The sequence below is a fragment of the Paracoccus endophyticus genome (assembly GCF_003286075.1).
Taxonomy (GTDB): domain Bacteria; phylum Pseudomonadota; class Alphaproteobacteria; order Rhodobacterales; family Rhodobacteraceae; genus Paracoccus; species Paracoccus endophyticus.
In genome coordinates, this window is the sequence record NZ_QLUV01000003.1 from 16265 (window position 1) to 41395 (window position 25131).

The following is a 25131-nucleotide window of genomic DNA, read 5'->3' on the forward strand; positions in this document are numbered from 1 at the left end:
AAGCACCCGTGTTGCACGGATGCACCCCTGCCCCTCGTGCGCTGGGCCGGGGCCGGCGGCAGGGTGTCATGCCGCCTCAGAGCGGGGAGCGTCCACTGTCACGGTCAAGGGGCCGCGATGCCGGCTCGGGGGCAAGCATGATCGCAAGGCCGTTCATGAGAACCTCTCGATGCCGTAGGGGCCAGGATCGAGGCGCGGGGGCCGCCCGGCGATGGCATCGGCCACTATCAGCGCGGTGATCGCCGACAGCGTCAGTCCCAGGTGGCCATGGCCAAAGGCATGAACCACCTCGGGCCCACGCGGCGACGGCCCGATCACCGGCAGCGAGTCGGGAGTCGAGGGCCGGAACCCCATCCACTCGCTGACGACGGGCAGACCCCTCAGCCCTGGAACCGCCCGCTGCGCCCCTGGCACCAGCGCCCGGATGCGGCGGAAGTCCGGGGGGGCCACCAGCCCGGCCAGTTCGTCGCCACTGACCAGCCTCAAACCGTCCTGCATCGGCGACAGCACCATCCCGAGGCCCGGCAGTCCAACCGGACGCCGCAGCAGGTCGGCGGTCCCCGACCCGAAGCCGAGGTGATAGCCGCGCTCGGTATCAAGGCTCGCGCGGTCGCCAAGTTGCCGCGCCAGCGTGGCCGACCATGCCCCCGCCGCGATCACCAGCCGATCGAAGTGCTGCGGCCCGGGCTCGGCATGGACCGTCACGCCAGCCGGAGAGCGGGCAACACCGCGCACCCGCTGGCGCAGGTGCTGCGCCCCCCGCGCCATGGCCGCATCGGCGTAGGATTGGGCCAGACCGCGTGGATCTGGCACAAACCCGCTTTCGGGCTGGTGCAGTCCGATCTGCACCAGATCGGGATTGAGGCCCGGCTCCAGTGCCATCACCTCATCCCGGTCAAGCACCTGATAGCGGACCCCGCAGCGGTCCATCAGCAGCCGGTCGGCTGCGGTGGCAGCGAACTCGGCCTCGGAGGCATAGACCTTCAGCCAGCCTTCGTCGGTGATCATGCCAGCCGCGCCCGACAGCCCCGCAAGATGCCGATGCGCCGCAAGGCTGCCGTCGACAAGCGGCCACAGCGCCGCCGCGATCCGGGCGACCTCGGCCGGGCGGCCTGCGCGGATGAACCGCCACAGCCAGGGCGCCGCCTGGACGGCATGGCGAAGTCGCAGCACGGCGGGCGAATTGCGGTCGAGAAGATAGGAGGGCAGCGCCCGCAAGACCTGCGGCGTCGCGGTCGGCACCACCGCCCCCGTCACGATCCCGCCCGCATTGCCCGACGAGGTGCCGGCGCCGGGCGGATCGGGATCGTAAATCGTCACCCGGTGCCCGTCCGCGGCGAGCGCGAGCGCGCAGGCCGACCCGACGAGGCCCGCGCCGATCACGGCGATGTCCTGCGGCGCAAGGGGTGCTTGGTCCATCATGGGCGAGGGGTCATTGATGCAGAATCTTGCTCAGGAAATCGCGCGTGCGGGCATGGGCGGGCGCGGTGAAGAAGGTTTCTGGCGGCGCGGTTTCCACGATGGCGCCCCGGTCCATGAAGATCACGCGGTCGGCGACCTTGCGGGCAAAGCCCATCTCGTGCGTGACCACCATCATCGTCATGCCCTCGCGCGCCAGCCCCACCATCACGTCCAGCACCTCGTTGATCATCTCGGGGTCCAGGGCCGAGGTGGGTTCGTCGAACAGCATGATCTTGGGCTGCATGCAAAGCGACCGCGCGATCGCCACCCGTTGCTGCTGGCCGCCCGAAAGCTGGTGCGGATAGCTGTCCATCTTGTCGGCCAGCCCGACCTTCTCCAGCAGCGCCCTGCCCCTTTCCTCGGCCTGCGCCCTGCTCAGCCGTCGCACATGGATCGGTGCCAGCGTCACGTTCTCCAGTGCCGTCTTGTGGGGGTAGAGATTGAAGCTCTGGAAGACGAAGCCGACCTCTGTCCGCAGCCTGAGCAGCGCCTTGCGGTCGGCCAGATCGGTGCCATCGACCAGCAGCCTGCCGGATTGAAACGGTTCCAGTCCGTTGATGCAGCGGATCAGCGTGCTCTTGCCGGACCCCGAGGGTCCGCAGACCACGACGACCTCGCCCCTTGCGACGGTCAGGCTTATGTCCCGAAGGACATGCAGCGAGCCGAACCATTTGTTGACGCCGGAAAATTCGATCATGCGGGTGTGTGTCCCAAGGTCACAGGAAGGCGGCCTGTCCGCGGCGCTCCAGCCGGCGCGACAGGTGGATCAGCGGATAGCAGATGATGAAATAGCCGACGCCGACAATGCCGAAGACCAGAAGGCCGTTCGGCACCGACTGCACGATCAGCCAGCCCGAGCGGGTGAGGTCGAGAAGCCCGATGGCCGAGACGACCGAGGAATCCTTGATGAGCAGCACGAACTGCCCGACCAGTGAGGGCGTGATGATGCGGACCGCCTGCGGCATCACCACCAGCCGCATCTGCTGGGCGCGGGTCATCCCCGAGGCGAGTGCCGCCTCGGACTGCCCGGGGGGCACCGCCTTCAGGCCCGCCGCGACGATTTCGCCGATGAAGCAGGCGGCCATGTTCGACAGCGCGACAACGCCGGCGGCAAAGGCCGAAAGCTCGATGCCCACCTGCGGCAGGATGAAGAAGACGATGAAGACCTGCACCAGGAACGGCGTGGCGCGGAAGAAGTCGATGTAAAGTCCCAGCGCCCGCGCGGCCCAGCGGTTGCGGCCCGCCCGGATGATGCCGAAGCCGAAGCCGATCGCCACGCCGATCACCAGCGACAGAAGCGACAGCCCGATGGTCATCCCCATGCCCTTCAGAAGGACAGGCCAGTAGCCGAAGATGCGTTCGAGATAGAACCAGACCATGCGCCTATCCTCTGCCCGGAAGGCTGTTGCGCGCCTGCCATGCGCCCGCCGCCGACTTCAGGACGTAATAAAGCACCAGATAGCCCAGGGCCGTGGCCACCAGCCCCTCGACCGGCATGAAGCGATCGATGGCAATCCGCTGGCCCGCGCGGGTCAATTCCACCACCGAGATCAGAGACAGCAGCGAGCTGTCCTTGATCAGCACGATGGCTTGGCCGATCAGCGGCGAGACCGTAACCCGCAGCGCCTGCGGCAGCACGATCAGCCGCATCCGCTGCAGGTAGCTCAGCCCCGTGCTCATCCCCGCCTCGACCTGGCCGCGCGGGATCGACAGGATGCCGGACCGGATGATCTCGGCCATGTAGGCACCCGAGTTCAGCGACAGCGCGATGATGCCGATCAGCATCTCGGGCAGGACGACGCCCAGCCGGGGCAGGCCGAAGTAAAGGAAATACAGCTGCGCCAGCAGCGGCGTGGCGCGGATCGCATCGACATAGACCACCGCCGGCGCACGCAGCCAGCGCAGCGGCTGAATGGCCAGCGCGCAGGCCAGCACCCCCAGCACCATCGCACCGACGAAGCTGGCGGCGGACAGAAACAGCGTCGCCAGAAAGCCCTGCCAGATCTCGGGCAGGTATTCCAGCATCACGCGCGTGTTCAGTCCGCCCAGCATGTCCCACCATCGGTTGTCGAAAGGGCGGCACCGGGGACCAGGTCCCGCGGTGCCGCGCAGGGATCAGTGATCGGCCTTCCAGGCGTCCGAGTTCACCCAGTAGTCGAGGTTGGCATCCAGCCGCCCGTCCAGCGTCACGGTGTCGATGAACAGGTTGCCCCAGGTCAGCAGGTCCATCGAGTCGTAGCGCACGGCATAGGCCAGGGGCTCCTTCGACAGCATCTCCTCGAAGATGGTGAAGGTGCCCTCGGGATAGGCCGCCGCCTGCGCCTTGACCGCCGAGTTGTCGTTCAGCCCGCACTTGGCCTGACCCGAGGCGACCGCGTCCAGGATCAGGGTGCCGCCGCCCTTGAAGGACTTGATCTCGGCCTCGGGAAAGACCTTGGGCGCCAGCTTCTCGCCGGTCGATCCCAGCAGAACGGCGAGGGTCGTGCCGGGCTTCCTGCAGTCCTCGACCGAGGCGATGTCGCCCCCCTGCTTGGCGAAGGCCACGGCGCCGACATACATGAACGGCTTGGTGAAGGCGACCTTGGTGGCCCGCGCCAGCGTCGGCGTCATGTCGGCCGCCAGCATGTCGGCCTTGCCCGACATGAGCGCCGGCAGAAGCCCGTCCCAGTCGAAATCGAGATAGACCACCTTCACGCCCATCTCCTCCGCCATCAGCGTGGTCAGTTCGATGGCGCTGCCGGTGCGCTGGCCGTTCTTGTCCATGAACGAGAACGGAGGACCCTGCGTCTGCACCGCCACCCGCAATTCGCCGCGCGCCAGGATGTCGTCCAGCGTTCCCGCCGCCGCCGGCGTGGCCACCGCCGCCATGCCCGTGAGTATCGCGGCACATGCGAGCGCAGTGAGGTTTTTCATCTTTCCTTCTCCCCTGTTGCGAGGTTCGGAAACGCTCCGCCCTCTTGATTTTCCTGCGGGCCGATGCCTGGCGCCTGGCCAAAGGCGTACGGGTGAATCTCAAGCTGCACCGTTCGCGACACAAGATGTTCATGCCATTCGCAGCCCACAGCCAAGTGTTCTCATGTGGCATGGCCGACTGTCTACGGGCAGCAGGTCAGCCTCCTCGAGCCACACCGCTGCGTCCCCTGTCCTGACTCACGTCTCGAATGCCCTTGCGGCAGGCAGTCGCCCCGTCCGCCTCGCGGAACTTGCCGTGCCCTGGCCGAGATGGTGTCGGGAAGGTAGGCGAAGGCCCTGCCTTCAAGGCAGGGCCCGGCTGCGCCATCGCCACGGTCCCTTTTGGCGGGTGGGTCAAGGCCGATCAGAACCCCAGATCGTCGGTCCCCTTCAGCGTCAGGATCTCGCGGGCCTCGTCAGGGGTCGCGATCTCCAGCCCCAGCCCCTCGATGATCTGGCGCGCCAGACGGACCTGCTGGGCGTTGGTTTCCGCCAGCTTGCCCGGGCCGGCCCAGAGCGAATCCTCCAGCCCCACGCGGACATGGCCGCCCATCGCCGCCGACATTGCCGCGATGGGCAGCTGGTTCCTGCCCGCCCCCAAGACTGACCAGCGATAGTCGTCGCCGAACAGCCGGTCGGCCGTGCGCTTCATGTGCATGACATCCTCGGGATGCGCCCCGATCCCGCCCATCAGGCCGAACACGGTCTGGATGAACAGCGGCCCCCTGACGATGCCCCGATCGTAGAAGTACTTGAGGTTATACAGATGCGAGGTGTCGTAGCACTCGAATTCGAACCGGGTGCCGTTCGCGCCAAGGTCCGTCATCACCTTTTCCAGGTCGCCGAAGGTGTTGCGGAAGACGATGTCGCGGTTGCCGAGATAGGTCCTTTCCCAGTCGTGCTTCAGCTTGCCCTGAAAGCGGTCGAGCATCGGGAACAGGCCGAAGTTCATCGTGCCCATGTTCATCGACGCGACCTCGGGCCGGTAGGTGGCGGCGGGCTTCATCCGCTCTTCGATGGTCATGGTGGGGGCGCCGCCGGTGGTCAGGTTCACCACCACGTTCGAGCGTTGCTTGATGACCTGAAGAAAGGGCAGGAAGGCCTCGGGCGACTGGTCGGGGCTGCCGTCTTCGGGGTTGCGGGCGTGCAGGTGGACGATGGCGGCCCCCGCCTCGGCGGCCCCGATGGCGGCCTCGGCGATTTCCGAGGCCGTGACGGGCAGATGCGGCGACATCGAGGGCGTATGGATGGCGCCGGTCACGGCGCAGGTGATGATCGTCTTGCGGGGCGGTTTGGCCATGATGTCAGTCCTTGACGTTGCGGGAGCGCAGATGGTGGTCCAGCGCGGCAAGTTCGCGGTCCCGCCAGGCGGCGCGGGCGCGAACCGAGTCCGGGCCGGAATGGGGGAAGGCCGCGTCCACGATATCGGCCGCCCGGTCCGAGAACGCCTCGGCCCCCGCGCCATCGTCGGCAAGCCGGCCCATCGTCGGACCATAGCGGCGGATATAGTCGTGAAGGCCAGCCGGCGCGTTGAGCGAGATCGTCTCCAGCGGCCCCATCAGCGCCCAGCGCCGCCCCAGGCCGTGACGGATGGTGTCGTCAAGGCCCTGCACGGAACAGACGCCCTCGCCGACCAGCCGCAGCGCTTCCGCCAGCAGCACCGCCTGAAGGCGGTTCAGCACGAAACCGGGGATCTCGCGGTCGAGCAGCACGGGCACCTGCCCCGCGCCGGCATAGATCGCCTCGGCGCGGGACAGGACCTCGCGGTCGGTCTCGGCCGAGGGGCAGAGTTCCACGACCGGAATCACATGCGGCGGGTTCACGGGATGGGCGACGAGGCAGCGCCGCGCGCCGGCCAGACCTGCCGAGAACTCGGACGCCATCAACGCCGAGGAGGACGAGGCGAGGATCGTCTGCGGCGCGGCGGCCTTGTCCATGCGTGTGAACAGCTCGCGCTTGATGTCGAGGATTTCGGGGCAGCTTTCCTGCACCAGCACTGCTCCGCGCAGCGCGTCCTCCAGCGTCTCGCATGGCATCACCCGGTCGGCGCTCGCGGGGTCGTTCCCCGCCTCCTTCAGCATCTCCCGCAGCAGTTCGGGCATCGCCGCGCGCAGGGTCGGCTGGGGGTCCCAGAGCTGCACGGGATGGCCCGCCCGCGCAAAGACACAGGCCCATGCCCGCCCGATCAGCCCGGCGCCGACGATGCCGATGACGTCCTTCTTCTCCATTGCGCTCCTCACAGCCACAGCACCTTGCGGCGCAGTTCAAGATCCTCGGCCAGCGCCCGCGACGGCCCTTCATGAAACACCCGGCCGCGTTCCAGCGCCACTGTGCGGTCGGACAGGGCCAGCGCAAGGTCCAGATTGTGATCCACGATCACGATGGACAGCCGGTCCCGCAGCCGGTCGAAGGTGCGGAAAAGCTGTTCCACGATGGCGGGGGCCAGACCCTCGAACCGCTCGTCCAGCAGCAGGATGCGGGTGTCGCCCGACAAGGCACGCGCCACGGCAGCCATCTGCTGCTCGCCCCCCGACAGGCGGTCGGCCTCGGTGTCCATCCGCTCGGCGAGGCGCGGGAAATATTCCAGGATCTCCTCGTCGCTCCAATGCGTGCCGTTGCCGGTGCGGCGGCGGATGCGGCCGAGTTCGAGGTTGTCGCGCACGGTCATGCCGGCGAACAGCCCCCTGCCCTGCGGGACGTAACCCACGCCTGCCGGCGCGATCGCCGCCGGGGGCAGGCCAGAGATAGTCTGCCCGCCCAGCGTGATCGTGCCGGAACTGACCGGCGCGATCCCGATCATCGCCTTGAGCAGCGTCGATTTCCCCGCCCCGTTGCGGCCCAGCAGCGCGAGGATCTCGCCCTTGCGGATGTCGAAGCCGACATCATGAAGGATGTGGCTTTTGCCGTAATGGACGTTGACCGCGTCCAGCGCGCAGAGCGTTTCCTCCGACATCTGTCCGCGATGCGCCGTCGCGGCGACGGCCGATGTGCCCGAGCCGATATAGATTTCCTGCACCCGGTCCGAGGTGCGCGCCGCCTCGACATCGCCATCGAGCAGCACCTTGCCTTCGTTCATCACGGTCACGTGGTCGGCCAGGGTGAAGACCCGATCGATGTCATGTTCGACCAGCAGCACGGGCAGATCGCGGGACACCTGCTTGATGAGGTTGCCTACCCGCTCGCGTTCCGCGACCGACAACCCGGCCAGCGGCTCGTCCGCCAGCAGGATGCGCGGCTTGGTGGCAAGCGCCAGCCCCAGGTCCAGCAGCCGGCGGCACGGGACCTCTTTCGGCGCGGGGCGAGTTCCCGCTGTGGGTCGTGCTTGCCGGAGCCCAAGAAAAGGGATGGATTTCGGCCGACACCCACCATCATTTGCGAACCAACCACGAAGGATCATCCCATGCCCGTTCTCGCCTATGGCGCCCCTGCCGCCGACCGTCCGCTGGAAAAGATGGCGATCACCCGCCGCCAGCCGGGTCCCCATGACGTGCAGATCCAGATCATCTATTGCGGCATCTGCCATTCGGACCTGCACCAGGTCCGCAGCGAATGGGCGGGCACGATCTATCCCTGCGTGCCGGGCCACGAGATCGTGGGCCGCGTCGCCGCCGTGGGCGGCCATGTCACTGCCCACAAGGTCGGCGACCTGGTCGGCGTGGGCTGCATCGTGGACAGCTGCCAGCACTGCGCCGACTGCGAGGAAGGACTGGAGAACTACTGCGACGGGATGGTCGGCACCTACAATGGCCCGACTAACGACGCGCCAGGCCACACGCTCGGCGGCTACTCGCAGCAGATCGTGGTGCATGAGCGCTATGTGCTGAAGATCACCCACCCTGAGGAGGAGCTGGCCGCCGTGGCTCCGCTGCTCTGCGCCGGGATCACGACCTATTCGCCGCTGCGGCACTGGGGCGCGGGGCCGGGCAAGAAGGTCGGCGTCGTCGGCATCGGGGGCCTTGGCCACATGGGGCTGAAGCTGGCGCATGCCATGGGCGCGCATGTGGTGGCCTTCACCACCTCGCCCGACAAGACCCGGGATGCCAAGGGGCTGGGCGCGGACGAGGTGGTCGTGTCGCGCAATGCCGAGGAGATGGCGGCGCACGCGCAAAGCTTCGACTTCATCCTGAACACGGTCGCAGCCCCGCATGACCTGGACGCGTTCCTGGCGCTGCTCAAGCGCGACGGCACCATGGCGCTGGTCGGCGCGCCGGCGACGCCGCATCCCTCGCCCAACGTGTTCAACCTGATCATGCGCCGCCGCAGCTTGGCGGGATCGATGATCGGGGGCATCCCCGAGACGCAGGAGATGCTGGATTTCTGCGCCCGCCACGGCATCACCGCCGACATCGAGATGATCCGCGCCGACCAGATCGACGCCGCCTATGAGCGGATGCTGGCGGGCGACGTGAAGTATCGCTTCGTCATGGATATCGCGACGATGGCCAACTGAGACGGGACGGGCGGCGGCCTCGCCGCCCCTTCGCCACAGAAGAACGCACCCACGAAGATCATCCGCGCCGGGTGAAAGCCCCTCGGCTGCCGGCCCCGCCGACCGGTTCACAGGCACCGTCCGCACCAGTCCGCTGTTCGCCGCCAAGGCCCCCAGCCGGACCGCCGGCCCCCCTGTCACCGTCGAGCCGGGCGCGCGCACGGCCCGGCACACCCTCCCTGAGGGCCGGTCCCTGAACGTGATCTCGGCCGTCCAGCGCGTGGTCGGCCCGGTGCAGGTGATCCGCACCGGCGCCATCCGGGACGCCATCGACGGAACAGCCGTGACCTGGAGGGAGACGGTGTCGGGCGCGGTCCGGGGTTGAAGCCGGCATTCTGCCGCGGTCCTCTTTCGAGGACATGAACCCCCGCATCCGTGACCGCATCACTGTGGGCGGCGGAACACAGGCCATCTGCATGAGGGAAACGGCGGCTGGGCGGCCGCTTCAGACGGTCGCCAGCCCCGCCAGCCTCCGGTGCAGGTCGCCACGCTGCACCCGGGCGCGCGGGCCGCCAAGGACGACTTGTCCCCGCTCCATCAGAGCGAAGCGATCGCCGAGGTCCCAGGCAAAGTCGAAGTATTGCTCCACCAGCACGATCGCTATCCCGCCCGTGTCCCGCAGCGCGGCGATCACGCGGCCGATCTGGGCGATGATGTTGGGCTGAATCCCCTCGGTCGGCTCGTCCATCAGCAGCACCCTGGGCCGGATCACCAGCGCGCGGGCGATGGCCAACTGCTGCTGCTGGCCGCCCGACAGGTCGCCGCCGCGCCGCTGCGCCATCTGGGCCAGAACGGGGAAGCTGTCATGGATCTCGTCGGGGATGCGGCGTGACCCGCGCGGCAGGCAGCAAAGGCCGGTTTCCAGGTTCTCGCGCACCGTCAGCATCGGGAAGATCGCGCGGCCCTGCGGGACGTAAGCGACGCCGCGCCGCGCCATCTCTTGCGCGGACACGCGCCCCAACCGCTCGCCCATCAGGCGCAGCTCGCCGCCCGAACGGGGATGGCGCCCGGCCAGCACGTTCATCAGCGAGGTCTTGCCCGCGCCGTTGTTGCCCATGACGCAGGCGATCTTGCCCGGCGCGGCGCTGATCGACACGCCGTGCAGGATCTGCGAGCCGCCGTAATGCAGGGTGATGTTCTCGGCCTCGATCATCTCAGCGCCCCAGATACACGTCGATCACCTCGGGATTGGCCGACACATGGTCCAGCGAGCCCTCGGCCAGAACCGACCCCTGGTGCAGCACCGTCACCTTGCAGTTCAGCCGCCGCACGAAGTCCATGTCGTGTTCGACCACCACCACGGCCCGCGTCTCGGCCAGCCGGCGCAGCAGGGTCGTGGTCTGTTCCCGCTCGGCCAGGGTCATGCCGGCGGCGGGCTCGTCCACCAGCAGCAGGCGCGGCTCCTGCGCGAGCAGCATCCCGATCTCCAGCCACTGCTTCTGCCCGTGGCTGAGTTCCCCCGCCTTGTGCGCCAGACGCTCGGCAAGGCCCACATCCCCGGCCAGTTCCGCCACCCGTGCCGCGCTGGCGGCCGAGGGCTTCCAGCACAGCACGGCGAAGGGGCCGCGCAAGGCCTTCAGCGCCATGGTCAGATTGTCGGCGACGGACTGGTCCTCGAAGACGGTGGGGCGCTGGAACTTGCGGCCGATGCCCGCGCGGGCGATCTGCGCCTCGGACAGCTTCAGCAGCGATCGGGACCTTTCGCCCCACAGCACCTGTCCCCGGTCGGGACGGGTCTTGCCGGTGACGATGTCCATGAAGGTCGTCTTGCCCGCCCCGTTCGGACCGATCACGGCGCGCAGTTCCGCCGGGCCGATGCTGAAGGACAGGCCGTTGATCGCCTTGAACCCGTCGAAGGACTTGGACACGCCGGATACTTCCAGAAGGGCGGTCATGCCTCGGCCTCCTTTTCGCGCAGGGCGCCGGCATCGGGGCCAAGGTCGGCGCCCCTGCGGCGTGGCGGGCGCAGCCCGGCCAGCGCATCCACCAGCGATGACAGACCGCGCGGCGCAAACAATGTCACCGCGACGAAGCCGAGGCCCAGCAGCACCTGCCACCAGTTCACCCAGTCGATGCGATAGAACCCGAGATCCAGCGCAGGCGCGCGGCCGCCGGTGAACCAGCTCGACAGCAGCGACACGACCACCGCGCCGATCACCGCGCCATACAGGCGACCGCGCCCTCCGATCGCGACCCAGACGGCCAGGTAGACCGAGGCGATGGGCGCGAGTTCTGCCGGGTTGATGATCCCGGCCTGCGGGTAATACAGCGCCCCCGCCGCCGCGCAGATCATGGCGCTGATGGTGAAGACGGTCAGCTTGTAGCCTTCGACGGGATAGCCCAGGAAGCGCACCCGCGTCTCGTCGTCGCGGATCGCGCGGATGACGCTGCCGAACTTGCCGGCGGTCAGCCATGTGGCCAGCAGATAGCCCCCGGCCAGCAGCAGGGCCGAGGCCCAGAGGAACCAGATCGAGATCACCGACTGCGGCACGTGGCTCAGCCCTGGGATGTTCTGCAGCCCCGACAGCCCGTTGTTGCCGCGAAAACCGTTGTCGTTCTGAAACAGCCACAGCGACAGCGCCAGCGTCATCGCCTGCGTCAGGATGGACAGGTAAACGCCATTCACCCGGCTGCGAAAGGCCAGCCAGCCGAACAGGAAGGCCAAAAGCCCCGGCACCGCCAGCACCAGCAGCAACTGCATCGGCAGGCTGCCCGCAATGCTCCAGGTCAGCGGCAGGTCGGTGGACCCCACGACGCCGAAGATCTGGCCGGTGATCCCCTGGCGCAGTTCCTCGGCCGTGGGCGGGACAGGAGAACTGGCGAGCGTGGCCGCGACGATCTCGCCCGTGCGGGCATACATCAGCCACATCCCGATCATGTAGCCGCCAAGGGCGAAAAAGGCCATGTGGCCCAGCGACAGGATGCCCGCATAGCCCCAGACGAGATCCATCGCCACCGCCGCAAGGGCGAGGCACAGCGTCTTGCCCAGCGTCTTGACGGTCGAGGTGGGGACGACGCCCGAGCCATAGGCCTCGGACATCAGCGTCACGGCCAGGGTGAAGACCGCCAGCAGGGCGAGGAAGACCAGCACCGAGGGATGCTTGCGGATCAGCATGGGAATCAGGCCTCCGCCGCGCGGCCGCGTGTCGGCATGATGCCGCGGGGCCGGAACTGGATGAAGATGATGATGAGCAGGATCATCCAGGTCTGCGCGGCCAGGGTGTTGGCCGGGTTGATGACCTCGATGCCCTTCTGCAACCCGCCGATCAGCGCCGCACCCGCGAGCGTGCCCCAGATGTTGCCGACGCCGCCCACGACGACCGTCATGAAGCTTTGCACGATGTAGTCGCTGCCCAGTTCGGACGTGACCTTGGCGAAAAGCCCGATCGCCACCCCCGCGATCCCGGCGATGCCGGAACCCAGGCCAAAGGTCAGCATGGCGATCCGGTCGGGGTTGATGCCCATGCTGGCCGCCATGCCGGGGTTCTGGGTGACGGCGCGGACCTCCAGCCCCAGCCGGGTGCGATTCATGATCCACAGGAACAGGCCCAGAAACATCAGCGCCAGGACGAAGATCGCCACCCGGATGGTCGAGATCGACACGATCTCTCCGAAGCCGACCGAGCCTTCCAGCCAGGCGGGCGCGGTCAGGGGGCGGGCCTGCGTCCCGAAGATGTTCTTGGCGATCTGCTGCAGGGCGATGGACAGGCCGAAGGTCGCCAGCAGCGTTTCCAGCGGGCGTTTCACAAGATGGCGGATGACCAGCCGATACAGCACCACGCCTGCCAGAAAGGTCACGATGAAGGCGGCCGGCAGCGCCACGATCAGCGACAGGGTGCGCCCCGCGATCAGCGTCTGGACGACATAACCGGTATAGGCGCCCATCATGATGAACTCGCCATGCGCCATGTTGATGACGCCCATGACGCCGAAGGTGATGGCAAGACCGATGGCGGCGAGGAAATAGATCGACGCCAGCGACAGCGCGTCCAGCGCCAGGTCGGCGGTTTGCTGCGCGCCCTGCCGCAGCGCCATCGCGTTCAGCGCGCGGCGCGCGGCGTCGGTGATCTGGGCGTTCGGTTCGGCATAGATGTCGGCAAAGCGGTGGCCGGACAGCGCCGCCTCGGCCTCGGCGGCGGTGGCGGCGGGCGGAACCAGCCCGACCTCTGCCAGCGCATCGTAAGCGGTATCGCGCCGGGCCGGGTCCGACAGTTCCGCGACCGGCACGCCGCCCACCGTGCCCTCCACGATATGCGCGCTCAGGGCCTGCTTCTGCGCGTCGGGGGCAAGCCGGGCCGGGGCAAGGCCGGCTTCGACCAACAGCCGATAGGCCTCATCCTGTGGGATGTCGTCGCCCGGGATCAGTTCCGCCGCGACATTGGCCTGGCCGGGGATCGTCGGCGCGGCGATGCGGGTCGTCGCCAGCAGCGGGTTCAGCACCGCCTGCAGGTCGGCGCCGGTGTCGCCGGAAAACGCCTCGATGGCGTCGACGCGGGCCTGCGGGTCGGGATCGAAGCGGATGGTCAGCAGCCGCTCGAGCCGCGCCTTGCGGACGGCGAGCGCCGGATCGGGGTCGTTGCCTGCGGCCCGCAGGGCGGCGAGGTGCGTTTCATCCGACCGGCGCGCGATGGCATCCAGCGCCGCGGCGCGGCGGGACGGATCGGGGTCGCTCAGCTGGAACTGCACCAGCGCCGCGCCAATAATCCCGCGCACGCCCGAGTTGGGTCTCAGCACCCGCACCTCGCCCCGAACGGCGGCGCCCGTGACGGCATCGACCGCTTCGTCGCCCTGAACGATCACGAAGCGCCCGTCCGCAAGGCCCAGGCGGCGGTCGGCCCAGGCCTCCAGCACGGCCCCGGCCTGCGGGCCTGCGGCGGCCAGCGCCTCGATCACCGGGGCGATGGTCTGGCGCGAGGGCTGCTCGATCTGCGCGCGGTTGGCGTCCAGCACCTGGGCAAGGTCCTGCGCACAGGCGGGCGCGGCCAGCAGCATCAGTAGGGAAAGAAGAAGATGGCGCATGGTCCCCCCCGAGGGCCGGGAAAAGGGGGCGGCATCGCGCCGCCCCGGTGGTCAGTAGTTCGACTGCCTCTGCACGCAGCTGTTGGTCTGCGTGTTCCACATCCCGCAGTCCTTGCCCGGCCAGTCGGCGTCCAGGACGGCGGATTCGGGCAGGTGATCGGTCCAGGCGTCGCCCGCGACCGGCTCGGTCTGGCTGACGATGTCGAACTGGCCGTCCTCGCGGATCTCGCCGATCAGCACGGGCTTGGTCAGGTGGTGGTTCGGCAGGACCCTGGCCGTGCCGCCGGTCAGGTTCGGCACCTCAAGCCCACCGATGGCTGCCAGCACCGCGTCGGTTTCGGTGGACCCCGCCTTCTCGACCGCCTGGACCCACAGGTTGAAGCCCAGCATCGTGGCCTCCATCGGGTCGTTGGTCACGCGGTCCTCGCCCATGCGCGCCGTCCATTCCGCGACAAAGGTTTCGTTCGCGGGGGACTCGGCGGTCTGGAAATAGTTCCAGGCGGCCAGATGCCCGACGAGGTTCGCCGTATCGAGGCCCGACAGCTCCTCCTCGCCGACCGAGAAGGCCATCACCGGGATGTCGTCGGCCGAGATCCCTGCCGCGCCGAGTTCCTTGTAGAAGCCCACGTTGGCGTCGCCGTTGATGGTCGAGACCACGCCGACCTTCTTGCCCTCCTTGCCCAGCGCCGCCACGTCGGCCACGATCTTCGACCAGTCCGAATGGCCGAAGGGTGTGTAGTTGACGAAGATGTCCGCCTGTCCGACGCCCTTGCCCTTCAGATAGGCCTCGAGGATCGTGTTCGTCGTGCGCGGATAGACATAGTCGGTGCCCAGCAGCGCCCATGACTCCACGCCCAGTTCGTTCATCATGTAGTCCACCGCCGGGATGGCCTGCTGGTTCGGCGCGGCGCCCGTGTAGATGACGTTCCTCGAGGATTCCTCGCCCTCGTATTGCACGGGGTAGAACAGCAAGCCGTTCAGCTCCTCGACCACCGGCAGGACCGACTTGCGGCTGACCGAGGTCCAGCAGCCGAAGATCGCGTCCACCCCCTGGACCGAGATCAGCTCGCGCGCCTTTTCGGCAAACAGCGGCCAGTCCGATGCGGGGTCCACCACCACCGCCTCGATCTTCCTGCCCAGAACGCCGCCCTTGGCGTTCTGCTGGTCCACCAGCATCAGCACCGTGTCCTTGAGCGTGGTTTCCGAGATCGCCATGGTGCCGGACAGCGAATGCAGCACGCCGATCCTGATCGTGTCCTCCTGCGCACATGCCGCGCCCGACAGCGCGAGCGTCAGCCCCGCGCCGCAAAGGATCGTCCTTGCCCTCATCTTCTGTTTCCCCTTCAGGGCCGCAGGCATCCCGCCGCCTCCCTGAAGGACGCGGGCAGTCGCAAGCCTTGGCGGCATCATGGTTGCACCCGTGCGGTCGTCCTTGTGGTCCAGACGCTGCCCGCACACTTCCGGCCTGTTGGCCGTTCGCAGTTGCAGCAAATCAGGGGGTCGGACTTGCGGCAACGCGCGGCTGCCGGTTCCCGCCCGGGCGACGCGCATCTGGCGAAACCTGTGGCAGTTGCATGGTTTCCTGCCCGCGATTTGGGCGGGGGCTCAGGCCCGCAGGCTCAGGCCGCCCTCGCGGACGATGAAATCGGCGACCTCATCCACGCCGTGCCCGGCGCGCAGGGACGCCATCACGACCGGCCGCGTTCCCCGCGCCGCGCGGGCGTCGGATTCCAGCAGCACCGGGTCCACGCCCACGTGCGGCGCGAGGTCGGTCTTGTTCACCACCAGCAGGTCCGACCGCGCCAGCCCGGGCCCCTTCTTGCGCGGGATGTCCTGCCCGGCCGCAGTGTCGATGACATAGATCGTCAGGTCCGCCAGTTCCGGCGAAAAGGTCGCGGCGAGGTTGTCGCCCCCCGACTCGATCAGGATCAGGTCGAGGTCGGGAAAGGCCGCGTTCAGATCCGCGATGGCGGCCAGGTTGATGCTGGCGTCCTCGCGGATGGCCGTATGGGGGCAGCCGCCGGTTTCCACGCCGCGGATGCGGTCCGACGGCAGGACCTGCGCGCGCATCAGCGCCTCGGCATCCTCGCGGGTGTAGATGTCGTTGGTGACGACCGCCATCGACAGGCGCGGGGCCAGCGCCGCCGCCAGCTTTTCCGTCAGTGTGGTCTTGCCGGCGCCCACGGGGCCGCCGATGCCGACGCGAAGGGGGCCGTTCATCATGTCCTGAAGATCCTCGTCTGCATGGTTTCATGTCGTGCCTGGGCGATCTCGGCGCCGATGGCGCAGGTGCCAAGGTCGTCCTCGGTCGCGGTTGCCGCGCGCGCCGCCAGCCGGAGGATCGCCGGCGAGAGAGTGGCCAGCAGGCGCTGGCCTTCGGACTGGCCTAAGGGCAGGAATCGCACGGCGGCCTGCACCAGGTTCAGCGCCTGCCCGTGCAGGTAAAGCCCGATGACTTGCGCGGGCGGTTGACCCAGAGCCGCGCAGGCCCGCCCCACCGCCACCGGCAGGGCAACGGGGCGCGCATCGGTCCCGGTCAGCAAGGCGGCGGTCCGCGCGAAGGCAGCGCCCTGCTCCAGCGTCTCGGTCAGCCGCTCGGCCGTCAGGCACAGCGCGCGGGCAAGGTCGTTCAGCGCCGCGTGATCCGCCCCCTGCCGCAGGGACATCGCCAGCAGCACCGCGTCCGACCAGCCGCTGCCATGGTCCAGCACGTCGCGCAGCCACTGGGCCAGCGAGGCCGCGTCCTGCACCGCGCCGCTGTCCATCGCCCATTCCAGCCCCTGCGCATAGGCGAAGGCCCCGGTCGGAAAGGCCGGGGACAGAAGCTGCACCAGCAGCAGGGCGCCCGTTTCAGTGGCTGTGTCCAAAGGTCCGCCCGTGCCCATAGGCCCCACCCAGCGGCCGAAAGGACGCAAGGCTGCGCGTCACCTTGGCGCCGAGTTGCAGCAGCATCGCCTCCAGCACCGGGTCGGTGCGGATCACAAGGTGGGCGGCGGCGATCTCGCAGGGGCAGTGGCGGTTGCCGATGTGCCAGGCAAGCATGGGCAGGTCGCCCTCGATCCGTAGGACGGGCTCGAGCGCCTCGACCACTGCCACGGCGCGGCCGTTCCGCAGCGCAAAGGCGGCGCCCGGCGCAAGGCTGATCGTCTGCGGCAGGTCCACCATGAAACTGGCGCCCTCGGCCGTGACCAGCCGCTTGCGGCGCAGGCAGCGCGCCTCGTAGTCCAGCACGACGCGGCCCGCGCAGGGCCGCCCGTGGCCGGGTTCCAGGACCGCATCGGCGATGCCGAGGTCGGGTGTCGCGGAAATGTTCATGGAGCCCTCAGAACAGGAAATAGCGCTGGGCCAGCGGCAGCTCGGTCGCCGGTTCGCAGGTCACAAGCTGGCCGTCGGCGCGGACCTCGTAGGTCTCGGGATCGACCTCGATCACCGGCCTCGCGTCGTTCAGCCGCATGTCGGCCTTGCCGATGCCGCGCGTCCCGGCGACGGCCACCGCCTGCTTGCCAAGGCCGTCGCAGCAGCCCGCCTCCAGCCCCGCGTGGCTTACGAAGCTGACCGAGGCGGCGTGCCGCGCCCGCCCCAGCGCACCGAACATGGGCCGCGAATACATCGGCTGCGGCGTGGGGATCGAGGCATTCGGGTCGCCCATCTGCGCCATGGCGATCTGGCCGCCGACCAGCACCATCTCGGGCTTGGCCCCGAAAAAGGCCGGGTGCCACAGCACCAGGTCGGCGCGCTTGCCGACCTCGACGCTGCCCACATGGGCCGAGATGCCATGCGCCACGGCGGGGTTGATCGTGTATTTCGCAACATAGCGGCGGGCGCGCAGGTTGTCGTTCTCGCCCGCCTCGCCCTCCATGCGCCCGCGCTGGACGCGCATCTTGTGGGCGGTCTGCCATGTCCGCGTGATGACCTCGCCCACCCGGCCCATCGCCTGGCTGTCCGAGGAAATGATGCTGAAGGCGCCCAGGTCGTGCAGGATGTCCTCGGCCGCGATCGTCTCGCGCCGGATGCGGCTTTCGGCGAAGGCCACGTCCTCGGGGATCGACCGGTCGAGGTGGTGGCACACCATCAGCATGTCGAGGTGCTCCTCGATCGTGTTGCGGGTATAGGGCCGCGTCGGGTTGGTGGACGACGGGATCACGTTCGCCGACCCGACCACGCTCATGATGTCCGGGGCGTGGCCACCGCCTGCGCCCTCGGTGTGATAGGCGTGGATCGTGCGGCCGGCGATGGCGGCCAGCGTGTTTTCGACAAAGCCGGATTCGTTCAGCGTGTCGGTGTGGATCATCACCTGCACGTCCTCGGCCTCGGCCACGGTCAGGCAGCAGTCGATGGCGGCGGGGGTCGTGCCCCAGTCCTCGTGCAGCTTCAGGCAGCAGGCCCCGGCGCGGATCTGTTCGACCAGCGCCTCGGGGCGGCTGGCGTTGCCCTTGCCCGCCAGCCCGATGTTCACGGGCAGGCTGTCGGCGGCCTCCAGCATCCGCCGGATATGCCACGGCCCCGGCGTGCAGGTGGTGGCCAGCGTTCCGTGCGCGGGGCCGGTGCCGCCGCCGATCATGGTGGTGACGCCGGAATGCAGCGCGTCGTCGACCTGCTGCGGGCAGATGAAGTGGATGTGGCAGTCGATGCCGCCCGCCGTAAGGATGCGGCCCTCGCCCGCGATGATCTCGGTCCCCGGTCCGATCACGATGGTCACGCCCGGCTGCACATCGGGGTTGCCCGCCTTGCCGATGGCGGCAATCCGGCCGTCGCGCAGCCCCACGTCCGCCTTGGTGATGCCCGTCCAGTCCAGGATCAGCGCATTGGTGATGACGGTGTCCATCGCGCCCGCCGCGCGGGTCCGCTGCGACTGGCCCATGCCGTCGCGGATGACCTTGCCGCCGCCGAACTTCACCTCCTCGCCATAGAGGGTCAGGTCGCGCTCGACCTCGATCACCAGCGCGGTGTCGCCAAGACGCACGCGGTCGCCGGTCGTCGGACCGAACATGTCGGCGTAAGCCGCGCGGGACATCTCAACCGGCATCCAGAACCCCCATGACATGGCCGTTGAAGCCCCAGACCTCGCGCGCGCCGCCGAAGGGCACCAGCCGCACCTCGCGCCGCTGGCCCGGCTCGAAGCGGGCGGCGGTGCCGGCAGGGATGTCCAGGCGCATGCCCCGCGCCGCTTCGCGGTCGAGGGCGAGGCCGGCGTTCACCTCGGCAAAGTGGTAGTGACTGCCGACCTGCACCGGGCGGTCGCCGGTATTGGCGACCATCAGGGTGATCGCGGGGCGGTCCTCGTTCAGGGTGACCGAGCCGGGGGCGGGAATGATCTCTCCGGGGATCATGTCAGCCCACCACGACCAGCGCGAGGCCCGACAACGCCGTCATGCCGCCCGCTGCCCTCAGCACGGGCCGCGCGGCGGCACGTCCGGCGAGGATGCCCGCGCCATGCAGCAGCGCCGTCGCCATCGCCAAGCCGAAGGCATAGGACAGCAGCCCCTGCGCCGGCCCCTCTGCCCCGTGCGCCCAGCCGTGGGCCTGGCCGAAGACGGCCGCCATCGCCGCCATTGCGCCCAGCGGCATCCGCACCGCCACCGCGACCAGCGCCCCCAGCACGATCACCGAGGCGAGGATCACCGGCTCGACCCCGCTGAAGGGAACCCCGGCCCGGCCTGCCGCGAAGCCCGCAAGCATGGCACCAACGAAGGCGGCCGGCAGCAGCCACAACGCCCGACCCCCCGCCTGCGCGGCCAGCAGCCCCAGCGCCACCATCGCCAACACGTGGTCGGCCCCGCCCAGCGGATGGGCGAAGCCGCCCCCAAAACTGCCGTGGTCCTGGCCCGGATGGGCCAGAGCGGCACCCGGCAGCGCAAGGAACAGGGCCAAGGAAAGAAGCCGCTTCATCGAGGTCTCCTATCGGATGGGATGGTGGACGGTGACGAGCTTGGTCCCGTCGGGAAAGGTCGCCTCGACCTGCACGGTGTCGATCATCGCGGGGATGCCCTCCATGCAGTCCTGGACGCGGATGACATGGGCGCCGGCCTCCATCAGGTCGGCGACGCTGCGGCCGTCGCGGGCGCCCTCGACGACGAAGTCGGTGATCAGCGCCACCGCCTCGGGGTGGTTCAGCCTGACGCCACGGGCCAGCCGTCCGCGCGCCACCATTGCGGCGAGTGACACCAGCAGCTTGTCGCGTTCACGGGGGGTCAGGTTCATCGGATGCCCTCACATCTGCCAGCAGCGCGGAACGCCGCCGGGGTCCAGGCGCGACATCAGCCTCACCATCTGCCGCCGCAGCGGCCAGGCGTCAGCGGCAAGGCAGCGCAGCACCAACAGGTCGTCGAGGGCTGATGCCGCGCCCTGCACGCCAGGTTCGTCCAGTTCCGCGCGCAGGGCCTCCAGTGCGGCGGCGGTGCCTGGCCCGGCAAGGATCAGCGTCGAGAAGGCCCTCGCGCCCCCCAGCAGGGCCGCGCCGCCGGTGCGGGCCAACGCCGCATCGTCCAGCCGGAACGGATCGACCAGCAGCAGCTTGCCGCCGCGCCGCACCGTTCGCGTGTCCTCCAGCGCAAGCCGCACCACGGTTTCGCCCATGGCCGCCCGGCCCAGAACGACGGTTTCGATGCCAAGGAATCGCCCGTCATCCGCCATCTCCACCCGCGTCTGCCGCCGCAGCGCAGAGCCGTCGAACAGGATCGTCTCCTGCGGCAGCCAGGCAAGATCGGCCCCGCGCCCCAGTTGCAGCGTCACGGTGGCGCGCGCGCAGCCCCCTTCGGCGCGATAGGCCCGCTCGGCGGTCTGCGTCGTCGCCCGCGCGCGCATTCCCGCGCCCAGCCACAGCGAATAGTCCAGCCGGTCCCCGGCCGTCAGCCCGCCCGAGGTGTTCAGGAACACGATCTCTGGCACAGCCGCGTGGGTGCGCGGCAGAATCGCCTTGCCCGAGCCTGACTGCCGCAACTCGGTCAGCCGCCCGCCATCCAGCGAGACATGCGCCGCGCCGTGGCTGCGCTGAAGGGGGATGGCGTCGAACATGCCTTCTTGCTGGCAGGGGAACGCGGAAACTGCAGCCCATGCCCGCCGATGCAGCGGCAGAAATCAGGCCGAACAGACAGGATGGTCGATTTATGTGCATGAAGCCCGAAACAAGGGCCACGGGAGAATAGCCGCGCCTGCCGGCATTAGGCGATCAGCGCGAAGCTCGCCGCATGGCTTTCGGGAAAGCCGTAGAAGCCGAAGCCGTCGAGCCGGCGGAAGATGCGCTCGGCAAAGTGCGGGGCCTACGGATCTCCACCTTCCACAAGGCAGTTGCTCCACGCCGCTGCCCGCACCTTGCGTGGCCGGATGCTGCCCCCCCGCGCTGGCGACAAGACAAGTTCAACAAGATCAGGGAGATGAACAAAGGTAGTGGCGGACGGTGAGGGATTCGAACCCTCGAGACGGTTCCCCGCCTACACACTTTCCAGGCGTGCGCCTTCGACCACTCGGCCAACCGTCCGTGTGGGGGGCGTTTAGCGCGCAGGCGCGGGGGGCGCAAGGGTGACTGCCTGGTTACAGGCGGGCGATGCGGGCCTGCAACTCGGACAGTTGGCGGCGGATGTCGTCCATCGACGTCTCGTCCGGCGCTGTCCGCTGATCCGCGGCGGGGCTGGCGGCAGTGTCCCCGGGCGCCGCCGGGCGCGCTGCAGGCACAGGGGGGGCAGGTTGAGCCCCCTCGCCGGCTCCGTCGTCCTCGCGCTGGGGGCCGCTGGAGGCCACAGGCCAGCCTGCCATCATCGCGCGCAGGAACTTCTGCTGTTGACGCTGCATCTCGGCAAAGCCGGGCATCGAGGCGATGGGGTGTTGCAGGGTTGAAAACTGCTCCAGCATCTTGGACTGGCCATCGCGCAGCATCTCGAAGCTGGCGGCAAGAAACTGGGGAACAACCGACTGGGCCTGCGCCGTATAGCTGCGCACGAGGTCGGTCAGCACATCGATCGGCAGGACGTTTTCGCCGCGGCTCTCGTGCTCGGCGATGATCTGCAGCAGGTATTGCCGCGTCAGATCGTCACCGGATTTCAGATCGACGATCCGAACCTCGCGCCCTTCGCGGATGACGCGGGCGATCTCCTCCAGCGTCACGTAGTCGCTGCTTTCGGTGTTATACAGCCGCCGACTGGCGTATCGCTTGATCAGCAGGGGCGGGGCGGGGCGATCTGCAGACATGGCGGGTCGGGCGTGTTGCATGTGCAGCATACTGGAACCCCTGCACGCGAAAAGCAAACGAAAACCCCGCGGCCGTGTGGCCGCGGGGTCTGTCGTGATGCCGGTCAGCGCGACCGGCGATTGCCGTGGGGCAATCAGACCTTGTTGACGATGTTCTTGGTCGCGTCGGTCGCCTGGCGGGCGGCGTCCTGCACGTCGCGCGTGGTCTTTTCAGCCATGCGCTGCATGTCGGCGCCGGCTTCCTTGCCCGCGCTCATCAGCAGATCGACGGTGTCCATCTGCACCTTCTTGGCGACTTCGGCATAGGCCGCCATGTGCTCGGCGGCCAGTTCGGCGGCGGCCGAGGCGAAATCGCTCATCGCCTTGGCGTAGTCGGCGGGCTGCTCTTTCTTGGTGGCCAGCTCGCCCATGCGGGCCAGCGTGTCCTTGGCCCAGGCTGCCGAGATCTCGGTCGAACGCTCGGCGGCGTCCAGCGCGACGCGGGTCATGCGCTCGCCCAGAGCGGTCTGCGACTTGAACGCTTCGGACATCGACGAGGTGTCGACGGGCATCTTCTGCATCATGTCTTGGAAGGTCTTGGTGAAGTCGGGGGTCTTGGCCATCGGTCGTCTCCTCAGCGAAAGCAGCGACGGGCTGCCTCGTCCATTGTCCAGTGTGATAGTTATATGTGCTGCAACGCAGCATTGCAAGAGGCTTATGCTGCAGTGCAGCATTTTCGCAGTCTGGCGCGCCGGAGCGCGCTAGACGGTTTCATGGACATAGCTGCCCGGCGCGGCGCCCAGCGAGTCCCGGGGCTGGCGCGCCGCCACCTTATCCCCGGCCCTCTCGGCCAGCCATGCGCCCCAGCGGGGCCACCAGCTGCCCTGGTGATGCTCGGCCTTTTTCCGCCAGTCGTCCGGCGTGCCGCCGAACCCTGCGTCCGAGATATAGTGCCCGTATTTCACCTTTCCCGGCGGGTTGATGATACCGGCGATATGGCCCGACTCGCTCAGGATGAAGGTACGCTCGGGCGATTCCATCTGCGCAATCCCGGTCCAGCTGTGTTTCCAGGGGGCGATGTGGTCGCCCTCGCACGCGATGGCGCACAACGGGACGGTCACGTCGCGCAGCTGCGCCACGACGTCCAGCACCGGATAGCCGGTCGTGGCCAGCGCATTGCGCTGGCACAGGCCCCGCAGGTACTCGGTGACCATGCGCGCCGGCAGGTTCGTGCCGTCGCCGTTCCAGAACAGCAGGTCAAAGGCGGGCGGCGACTCGCCCAGCATGTAGCTGCGGATGGCCGGACCCCAGACAAGGTCGTTGGCCCGGAGAAAGCTGAAGGTGCGCTGCATCAGCTTGGCCGAGAGATAGCCCCGCCGCGCCACTTCCTCCTCGATTCCGCTGACGAAATCATCCTGCAGGAAGGTGGTGAACTCGCCCTGGTCCGAGAAATCGGTGAGCGCGGTGAAGAATGAGGCTGAGGCCACCCGGTCATCGCCGCGCTGCTTCATCACCGACAGCGTCATCGCCAGTGTCGTGCCCGCGATGCAATAGCCGATGGCGTTCAGCCGCGGCTCGCCGGTGAGTTCCAGGACCTTGTCGATGACCTCGAGATAGGCCGCGACATAGTCTTCCAGCCCGACATCGGCATAATGTTCGTCGGGGTTCTTCCAGGACACCACGAACAGGGTATGCCCCTGCCCCACCAGCCAGCGCAGCAGGCTGTTCTCGGGCTTCAGGTCGAGGATGTAGAACTTGTTGATCCACGGCGGGAACATCACAAGCGGGACCTTGTGGACCTGCTCGGTCGTGGGCCGATACTGGATCAGCTCGAACAGCGGCGTGCGATAGACGACATCGCCGGGGGTGGTGCCGATGTTCTCGCCGACGCGAAAGGCGTTGCGGTCGGCCAGCGACACGACAAGCTGCCCGCCGCCTGCCTCGACGTCGGCGACAAGGTTCTCCAGTCCCTTGACCAGGCTTTCGCCCTCGGTCTGGATGGCCTTTTCCAGCGCGTCCGGGTTGGTCGCCAGAAAGTTCGTGGGCGACAGCATGTCGATGATCTGGCGGGTGAACCAGTCGATCCGGCGGCGATCGACGGCGGCCTCGATCTCGAGGTCCGCGATCGCCTTGCGCAGCGCCTCGGCGTTGATCAGGTACTGGCGCCGCACGAAGCTGTAGAATGGGTTGGTCCGCCACAGCGGGTTGGCAAAGCGTCGGTCCTCGGGGCCGTCGTCGGGGGGCGCGGAAAAGCCCTTCGCGAACGCATGCTGTGCCTGGGCCACGTGGCGCAGCGTATCACCCCAGAAGCGTACCTGGTGTCCGATGATCCGGGCCGGCTGCTCGGACGCGAGCTTGAACCAGGCCTGCATCGCCGATGCGTAAAGATCGGGACCCGGCGCCTCGACCTGGGGCGAGGTCGGCGTGCGCTGCGCCAGCGCACGGACCAGCCGCTGGCCCAGCACCTCGATTCGCTCGATGTTCTCGGCCAGCCGGGCGGGCAGCAGCGGGCCTGTCAGCGGATTGGCCTCGTCCAGCCGCAGGGACGCGGACTCGCCCCCGGCGGCCAGTTCGACGCCCTCGGCGGGTGCATGGGACTGGTGCCCTGCCCCCTGTGCGAGAGATTCCTCGGCCCCGCTGGCGTGGGCGGCAGCGGGCTCGGCCGCGCTGGCGGCCGCGTCAGCCGCGACCTTGGGGGCCGGGGGCTTCGGCGGCTTGCGGACACCCGTGCGGGGATCGTCGGCCCTGTCCTTGGTGCGCGCCCGCGCCACGGTGCCGCGCGCCGCCGAGGCCCGCGCCGCGGCGCCGTGGGGGCGGGCGCCGTGCGTCTCGTCCCGCGCCCCGGCCTGACGTTCGCCGTGGTCCGGTTCCGTTTCGTTGCCCTCGGCCTCGGTGCCCGTTTCACCTGCAAGACCGGCGGATTCGCCGCCCTCGTCTACGGTCGCAAGAGCCGGCTGCGACAGCTCGTCGGGGGATTCGTCGGTTGCATGGACAGTCTGCGCGTCCGACCCCTGTTGTTCAGCGTGTTCAGGCTCGGGCGGGGACGC

26 protein-coding genes and 1 tRNA gene are annotated in these 25131 nt (G+C 68.6%); 2 read left to right on the forward strand and 25 right to left on the reverse strand.

From position 1 onward, the window contains the following. Window positions 1–153: 153 nt before the first annotated feature. The 8 genes from DPQ23_RS05015 to DPQ23_RS05050 form a co-directional block, all read right to left on the reverse strand. Entirely contained in the window at window positions 154–1422 is a 1269-nt protein-coding gene (locus tag DPQ23_RS05015; protein ID WP_112873612.1) for an NAD(P)/FAD-dependent oxidoreductase, read from the reverse strand. 10 nt (window positions 1423–1432) lie between these two features. Further along, on the reverse strand, window positions 1433–2158 hold the full coding sequence (locus DPQ23_RS05020; RefSeq protein WP_112873613.1) for an amino acid ABC transporter ATP-binding protein: 726 nt from the start codon (window positions 2156–2158) through the stop codon (window positions 1433–1435). 19 nt (window positions 2159–2177) lie between these two features. Beyond that, window positions 2178–2840, reverse strand: coding sequence for an amino acid ABC transporter permease (locus tag DPQ23_RS05025; protein WP_112873614.1), 663 nt, complete (start codon window positions 2838–2840; stop codon window positions 2178–2180). A gap of 4 nt (window positions 2841–2844) precedes the next feature. After that, window positions 2845–3513, reverse strand: a complete 669-nt coding sequence (locus tag DPQ23_RS05030) for an amino acid ABC transporter permease (protein ID WP_112873615.1) — start codon at window positions 3511–3513, stop codon at window positions 2845–2847. Between the two features lie 63 nt (window positions 3514–3576). Beyond that, window positions 3577–4374: an ABC transporter substrate-binding protein gene (locus DPQ23_RS05035; protein ID WP_112873616.1), complete on the reverse strand. Its 798-nt coding sequence runs from the start codon at window positions 4372–4374 to the stop codon at window positions 3577–3579. 403 nt (window positions 4375–4777) lie between these two features. Continuing rightward, on the reverse strand, window positions 4778–5713 hold the full coding sequence (kce, locus tag DPQ23_RS05040; RefSeq protein ID WP_112873617.1) for a 3,5-dioxohexanoate:acetyl-CoA acetone transferase: 936 nt from the start codon (window positions 5711–5713) through the stop codon (window positions 4778–4780). A 4-nt stretch (window positions 5714–5717) separates the two neighbouring features. Beyond that, on the reverse strand, window positions 5718–6641 hold the full coding sequence (locus DPQ23_RS05045; RefSeq protein WP_112873618.1) for a 3-hydroxyacyl-CoA dehydrogenase: 924 nt from the start codon (window positions 6639–6641) through the stop codon (window positions 5718–5720). 8 nt (window positions 6642–6649) lie between these two features. Continuing rightward, window positions 6650–7810: an ATP-binding cassette domain-containing protein gene (locus DPQ23_RS05050; RefSeq protein ID WP_240602449.1), complete on the reverse strand. Its 1161-nt coding sequence runs from the start codon at window positions 7808–7810 to the stop codon at window positions 6650–6652. Between the two features lie 3 nt (window positions 7811–7813). On the opposite strand from DPQ23_RS05050, the gene DPQ23_RS05055 reads away from it, so the two are divergent. Together DPQ23_RS05055 and DPQ23_RS16050 are read left to right on the forward strand one after the other, a co-directional pair. Beyond that, window positions 7814–8863, forward strand: a complete 1050-nt coding sequence (locus tag DPQ23_RS05055) for an NAD(P)-dependent alcohol dehydrogenase (RefSeq protein ID WP_112873619.1) — start codon at window positions 7814–7816, stop codon at window positions 8861–8863. Window positions 8864–9101: 238 nt separating this feature from the next. Beyond that, entirely contained in the window at window positions 9102–9227 is a 126-nt protein-coding gene (locus DPQ23_RS16050) for a hypothetical protein (RefSeq protein ID WP_276310549.1), read from the forward strand. 120 nt (window positions 9228–9347) lie between these two features. Here DPQ23_RS16050 and urtE read toward each other — a convergent pair whose 3' ends face one another. The 17 genes from urtE to DPQ23_RS05145 all read right to left on the reverse strand — a co-directional run bounded on the left by urtE (window position 9348) and on the right by DPQ23_RS05145 (window position 24627). Beyond that, window positions 9348–10055, reverse strand: a complete 708-nt coding sequence (gene urtE, locus DPQ23_RS05065) for an urea ABC transporter ATP-binding subunit UrtE (protein ID WP_112873620.1) — start codon at window positions 10053–10055, stop codon at window positions 9348–9350. A gap of 1 nt (window position 10056) precedes the next feature. After that, entirely contained in the window at window positions 10057–10797 is a 741-nt protein-coding gene (gene urtD / locus DPQ23_RS05070; protein ID WP_112873621.1) for an urea ABC transporter ATP-binding protein UrtD, read from the reverse strand. Then, the gene (urtC, locus tag DPQ23_RS05075) at window positions 10794–12017 is read right to left on the reverse strand and encodes an urea ABC transporter permease subunit UrtC (RefSeq protein WP_112873622.1); all 1224 of its coding nucleotides are present in this window, start codon (window positions 12015–12017) and stop codon (window positions 10794–10796) included. Before urtC ends, urtD begins: the two co-directional genes overlap by 4 nt. A 5-nt stretch (window positions 12018–12022) precedes the next feature. Further along, a complete protein-coding gene (urtB, locus tag DPQ23_RS05080; protein WP_112873623.1) occupies window positions 12023–13921 on the reverse strand; it encodes an urea ABC transporter permease subunit UrtB in 1899 nt (632 codons plus the stop codon). 51 nt (window positions 13922–13972) lie between these two features. Beyond that, window positions 13973–15250, reverse strand: a complete 1278-nt coding sequence (urtA, locus tag DPQ23_RS05085) for an urea ABC transporter substrate-binding protein (protein WP_112873842.1) — start codon at window positions 15248–15250, stop codon at window positions 13973–13975. A 276-nt stretch (window positions 15251–15526) separates the two neighbouring features. Then, entirely contained in the window at window positions 15527–16144 is a 618-nt protein-coding gene (gene ureG / locus DPQ23_RS05090; RefSeq protein ID WP_112873624.1) for an urease accessory protein UreG, read from the reverse strand. Further along, a complete protein-coding gene (locus tag DPQ23_RS05095) occupies window positions 16141–16806 on the reverse strand; it encodes an urease accessory protein UreF (protein ID WP_112873625.1) in 666 nt (221 codons plus the stop codon). Before DPQ23_RS05095 ends, ureG begins: the two co-directional genes overlap by 4 nt. After that, window positions 16772–17236: an urease accessory protein UreE gene (locus tag DPQ23_RS05100; RefSeq protein WP_112873626.1), complete on the reverse strand. Its 465-nt coding sequence runs from the start codon at window positions 17234–17236 to the stop codon at window positions 16772–16774. Before DPQ23_RS05100 ends, DPQ23_RS05095 begins: the two co-directional genes overlap by 35 nt. Before the next feature lie 7 nt (window positions 17237–17243). Further along, the gene (gene ureC, locus DPQ23_RS05105) at window positions 17244–18947 is read right to left on the reverse strand and encodes an urease subunit alpha (RefSeq protein WP_112873627.1); all 1704 of its coding nucleotides are present in this window, start codon (window positions 18945–18947) and stop codon (window positions 17244–17246) included. Next, window positions 18937–19251 (reverse strand): urease subunit beta, encoded by a 315-nt coding sequence (locus DPQ23_RS05110; protein WP_112873628.1) that lies wholly within the window; start codon window positions 19249–19251, stop codon window positions 18937–18939. Before DPQ23_RS05110 ends, ureC begins: the two co-directional genes overlap by 11 nt. Before the next feature lies 1 nt (window position 19252). Next, the gene (locus DPQ23_RS05115) at window positions 19253–19810 is read right to left on the reverse strand and encodes a HupE/UreJ family protein (RefSeq protein ID WP_112873629.1); all 558 of its coding nucleotides are present in this window, start codon (window positions 19808–19810) and stop codon (window positions 19253–19255) included. A gap of 9 nt (window positions 19811–19819) precedes the next feature. Continuing rightward, window positions 19820–20122: an urease subunit gamma gene (locus DPQ23_RS05120; protein WP_112873630.1), complete on the reverse strand. Its 303-nt coding sequence runs from the start codon at window positions 20120–20122 to the stop codon at window positions 19820–19822. A gap of 9 nt (window positions 20123–20131) precedes the next feature. After that, window positions 20132–20935, reverse strand: a complete 804-nt coding sequence (locus DPQ23_RS05125) for an urease accessory protein UreD (RefSeq protein WP_112873631.1) — start codon at window positions 20933–20935, stop codon at window positions 20132–20134. Window positions 20936–21308: 373 nt separating this feature from the next. Beyond that, window positions 21309–21398, reverse strand: a tRNA-Ser gene (locus tag DPQ23_RS05130). Window positions 21399–21451: 53 nt separating this feature from the next. Beyond that, window positions 21452–22105, reverse strand: coding sequence for a polyhydroxyalkanoate synthesis repressor PhaR (gene phaR, locus DPQ23_RS05135; protein ID WP_112873843.1), 654 nt, complete (start codon window positions 22103–22105; stop codon window positions 21452–21454). A gap of 134 nt (window positions 22106–22239) precedes the next feature. Continuing rightward, a complete protein-coding gene (locus tag DPQ23_RS05140) occupies window positions 22240–22707 on the reverse strand; it encodes a Phasin (protein ID WP_112873632.1) in 468 nt (155 codons plus the stop codon). Between the two features lie 138 nt (window positions 22708–22845). Then, window positions 22846–24627, reverse strand: coding sequence for a PHA/PHB synthase family protein (locus tag DPQ23_RS05145; protein ID WP_240602497.1), 1782 nt, complete (start codon window positions 24625–24627; stop codon window positions 22846–22848). Window positions 24628–25131 lie beyond the last annotated feature (504 nt).

Bases quoted from the DNA above. Each gene is read 5' to 3' on its own strand.
- ureG (WP_112873624.1), bottom strand. From the start codon at position 16,144: ATGATGAACGGCCCCCTTCGCGTCGGCATCGGCGGCCCCGTGGGCGCC.
- DPQ23_RS05035 (WP_112873616.1), bottom strand. From the start codon at position 4,374: ATGAAAAACCTCACTGCGCTCGCATGTGCCGCGATACTCACGGGCATG.
- ureC (WP_112873627.1), bottom strand. From the start codon at position 18,947: ATGCCGGTTGAGATGTCCCGCGCGGCTTACGCCGACATGTTCGGTCCG.
- urtB (WP_112873623.1), bottom strand. From the start codon at position 13,921: ATGCGCCATCTTCTTCTTTCCCTACTGATGCTGCTGGCCGCGCCCGCC.
- DPQ23_RS05125 (WP_112873631.1), bottom strand. From the start codon at position 20,935: ATGTTCGACGCCATCCCCCTTCAGCGCAGCCACGGCGCGGCGCATGTC.
- urtD (WP_112873621.1), bottom strand. From the start codon at position 10,797: ATGACCGCCCTTCTGGAAGTATCCGGCGTGTCCAAGTCCTTCGACGGG.
- kce (WP_112873617.1), bottom strand. From the start codon at position 5,713: ATGGCCAAACCGCCCCGCAAGACGATCATCACCTGCGCCGTGACCGGC.
- DPQ23_RS05100 (WP_112873626.1), bottom strand. From the start codon at position 17,236: ATGAACATTTCCGCGACACCCGACCTCGGCATCGCCGATGCGGTCCTG.
- urtC (WP_112873622.1), bottom strand. From the start codon at position 12,017: ATGCTGATCCGCAAGCATCCCTCGGTGCTGGTCTTCCTCGCCCTGCTG.
- DPQ23_RS05020 (WP_112873613.1), bottom strand. From the start codon at position 2,158: ATGATCGAATTTTCCGGCGTCAACAAATGGTTCGGCTCGCTGCATGTC.
- DPQ23_RS05025 (WP_112873614.1), bottom strand. From the start codon at position 2,840: ATGGTCTGGTTCTATCTCGAACGCATCTTCGGCTACTGGCCTGTCCTT.
- urtE (WP_112873620.1), bottom strand. From the start codon at position 10,055: ATGATCGAGGCCGAGAACATCACCCTGCATTACGGCGGCTCGCAGATC.
- DPQ23_RS05055 (WP_112873619.1), top strand. From the start codon at position 7,814: ATGCCCGTTCTCGCCTATGGCGCCCCTGCCGCCGACCGTCCGCTGGAA.
- DPQ23_RS05120 (WP_112873630.1), bottom strand. From the start codon at position 20,122: ATGAACCTGACCCCCCGTGAACGCGACAAGCTGCTGGTGTCACTCGCC.
- DPQ23_RS05015 (WP_112873612.1), bottom strand. From the start codon at position 1,422: ATGATGGACCAAGCACCCCTTGCGCCGCAGGACATCGCCGTGATCGGC.
- DPQ23_RS05140 (WP_112873632.1), bottom strand. From the start codon at position 22,707: ATGGCCAAGACCCCCGACTTCACCAAGACCTTCCAAGACATGATGCAG.
- DPQ23_RS05110 (WP_112873628.1), bottom strand. From the start codon at position 19,251: ATGATCCCCGGAGAGATCATTCCCGCCCCCGGCTCGGTCACCCTGAAC.
- DPQ23_RS05045 (WP_112873618.1), bottom strand. From the start codon at position 6,641: ATGGAGAAGAAGGACGTCATCGGCATCGTCGGCGCCGGGCTGATCGGG.
- DPQ23_RS05095 (WP_112873625.1), bottom strand. From the start codon at position 16,806: ATGGGCACGGGCGGACCTTTGGACACAGCCACTGAAACGGGCGCCCTG.
- DPQ23_RS05050 (WP_240602449.1), bottom strand. From the start codon at position 7,810: ATGATCCTTCGTGGTTGGTTCGCAAATGATGGTGGGTGTCGGCCGAAA.
- DPQ23_RS05030 (WP_112873615.1), bottom strand. From the start codon at position 3,513: ATGCTGGGCGGACTGAACACGCGCGTGATGCTGGAATACCTGCCCGAG.
- phaR (WP_112873843.1), bottom strand. From the start codon at position 22,105: ATGTCTGCAGATCGCCCCGCCCCGCCCCTGCTGATCAAGCGATACGCC.
- urtA (WP_112873842.1), bottom strand. From the start codon at position 15,250: ATGAGGGCAAGGACGATCCTTTGCGGCGCGGGGCTGACGCTCGCGCTG.
- DPQ23_RS05115 (WP_112873629.1), bottom strand. From the start codon at position 19,810: ATGAAGCGGCTTCTTTCCTTGGCCCTGTTCCTTGCGCTGCCGGGTGCC.